General features: G+C 32.8%; 1 protein-coding gene. It reads right to left on the bottom strand.

Annotated features, from left to right (window positions below):
* Positions 1–3,061 (bottom strand): translocation/assembly module TamB domain-containing protein (locus VLC96_RS17605; protein ID WP_325265032.1); only part of this gene is annotated, 3,061 nt, incomplete at both ends.

The raw sequence follows: 3,061 nt of genomic DNA, 5'->3' as shown, positions 1-3,061 counted from the left end.
TAGATTAAGATAATCTCCATTTCCTTTATCAATTATCAGGGTCAATGATGCTTCTTTTACCAAAGAAATATCCACGCTGACATCCATTCCAATCAAATCTGACTGATTCAGTTTTTGTTTTATTTCTTTAGTTTGTTTCAGGTACAGATTATCTTCATCGACAAACTCAACAATTCCTTCTCTATCGGCGATTGAAGGATCTGATTGTGGTAAAACAACTGTAAATTTGGTTTCTTTATTTATCTTAATATTACCGCCAACTATTGGATTTTCAAGCGTTCCTTTTACGTTTAGTTTGGTATCAAAAAACAAATCTCCGTAAAACAAATCATTATCAGATGCTTTAGAATGTATCGCTCTAAAATCATGTGCAATAACTGTCAAATTGAAATTATAATTTCTGAAATCAGGAGATTGAATGGTTCCGTTTATCGCTAGTTCATTATTATTTTCATCATAAAGCGTAAACGTATCAAACGTAATTAGATCATTATTGAAAGTGACTTTTTCATCAGTTTTAAAGTAAGAATTGAGTTTTGTAATTCTGAAACCAGTATCATTAAAATTTAATTCGCCATTCACATTTGGGGCTTTAGTGTTTCCGGTAAGCTTCAGATTTCCTGACAAAAACCCTGAACCATCGGTAACATTTCCCATCGTAAAACCTTGAATACTTTTGATATTTAATTTATTAATGTCAACATTAAAATCAAAATTACTGTCACTGATTTTGTAAGTGCCATCAAGTTTTAAATCGTTTCCTTCACCTGTCAAAACCACATTTGCAACAAGCGTATTTGTCGTTTTGTTATCCACTTTTATTTCTATATTTCCGACTGGTTCCGCTTTGAAAGCAAAATTATCTATTTTGATATCCGAAGTAAAAATTGGCGAAGTCATCACGTTTTGTACAACCGCTGTTCCGTTAATCAAACCTTGCATCAGTGGTTTGTCTTTTTTGAGTACATTCATTAGGCTCTCGATTTTGAAATTAACAAAATCAAGTTGAATTGGTGCATTAGCCTGCGTACCCTGTGATTGAATTTTTAGTTCGTTGCCCGCATTATCTAAGAAAAATTTGTTGACATAAAGCCTTTTATCTCCAAATTCAATAGAATTTTCAGGATTGATATTCCATTTTTCATAATTAAGCATGAAGTCATCAGAGTTAATTTTCAGGATATTTTTAGCATCCTGACGCAGAAATTCTCCAGCAATAAAATACTGTTGTTTCTTTTTCACATCACTCACTTGGAGAGCGTAACTCAATATGTTGTTTTCAATTTTTCCAGAGAAATTTGTGAACGGAATTTTTAACTCTCCGCTTTCAATTGTTCCGAACGAAATTTGATATTCCAAAGCATTTTCTTTGGCTTCGACATTTATTTTTCCGTCAGCAATGGTATTATTAGCATAAACAATTCTCGGAATTGTGCCTTTTATTTCCAAAGAATCGGCAACGTTATTATACTTTCCTGTAATTTTAATAGGCTCCAAACCAGTTAATTTTGGAATTATTTTAAAAAGCACCGGATCATTATCAACCGTAATTGTAAAGGCCAATCGTTGTTCGTCAGCTTCGCCATTCACTTTCGGATTTTTTAAATCCATATATTTTGAAAGCGATTTTTTTAATGCTGCTGTTAATGTGGTTAACTTGTATTTACCGTCAATTTCGGCTTTTAGAAATTGAGAAGAAATTTTGATGTTGTTTTTTTCGTTATCCGCAAAAGCTACAATTTTAACCGAATCCAACACAATTGGTTCTGCTTCCTGCAAAATTTGAATGTTCGAGAGAAACACTTTTCCGTTAAGAAAATCCGGATTACTATTGGCAATATCGGCATCAACATTTCCGCGTAATTTCATCGGTCCGGCGTGAAGATTCAATTTTTCGAGATCAGCAATATCTAGGTTCAATTTTAATTGAATGGCTGGATATTTTTGTTGCGTATTTCCACTTGCAGCAAGGTTGAAATTTAAATTTGGGTCTTTCATTCCTGATTTTAATGCGAAAGATCCGTTTGCTATATTTCCTTTTACCGTTAAATCTCTGTACGTATAACGATTATAAACGGCTTTTTGAACAATTCCGTCCAGTTCTGCCTGAGCTGTTTTTGGATCCAAGCCTTTGCCTCTTACTTTTGCTTTTAGCGTAATTTTTCCAATAGAATCCTTTTTGATTAATCGACCCAAATCGAAATCAACCAAAGAAACCATTGCATCGTAACGTTCTTGTTTTTTAATGCGCTGGTCAAATAAAGCATCTACTTTTGCATTTCCAAAACTGCTGTTTAAAGCCAAATTGGTTTTGAAATTCTGTACAGAACCTTTGAATTTTCCTCGTAAATCAAACTGCGAAGGCAATTGAATCGAGTTTGGAATTGTTTTTTCGGGCACAAAAGAATACACATCTTTAGAAGTGCTGGATAATTTTTTGATATCTAAATCATAAAACGCTTTTTGAGCATCAGGCAAACCAGTGATTTTTCCCGATAATGAGACTTTGGTTGCTCCAATTCCGCTCATTTCAAATAGAGAAATATTTAAATTTTTTATCTTTCCATTTAATCTGGTATTTACATAAACAATCGCGTTTGGGTTACTTTTGAAAGGATTTGTTTTTTGCAAATCGGGAACGAACAATAAAACATCTTTGAATCCAACTTTTGACTGATTTAAATTCGCATCCAAACTAAGATTTGCAATATCTTTTTTCAGTGCATCAAGCGATGGATAGCTTACTTTTATTTTATTCTGAAGCAATGTTTGCGGCGTTCTCAAATACAAATTATCCAGATAAGCATTTTTCGGGCCATAAAAGAAATCTGTTTTTAAAGATTGGATTTCTAATCCGCTTTTTTCATTTACAACAAGTGATTTTATATTTCCCGAAATCGTATCGTTTCCATAATATAATTTCTCGGCTTCGAGATTGAATTTATTTAAATCCAAATGGTAATAATCAATTCCTTTTGCAATTGGTTTAGATTGCATATCATCAAATCGGAAAGCGATATTTTGTAAATTGACATCATTCAATTTTACCTTCCAACCCAAT

This window comes from Flavobacterium sp. (genome assembly GCF_035456085.1).
In the GTDB taxonomy this organism is placed as follows: domain Bacteria; phylum Bacteroidota; class Bacteroidia; order Flavobacteriales; family Flavobacteriaceae; genus Flavobacterium.
This window is presented reverse-complemented; position numbering and strand designations above follow the sequence as displayed.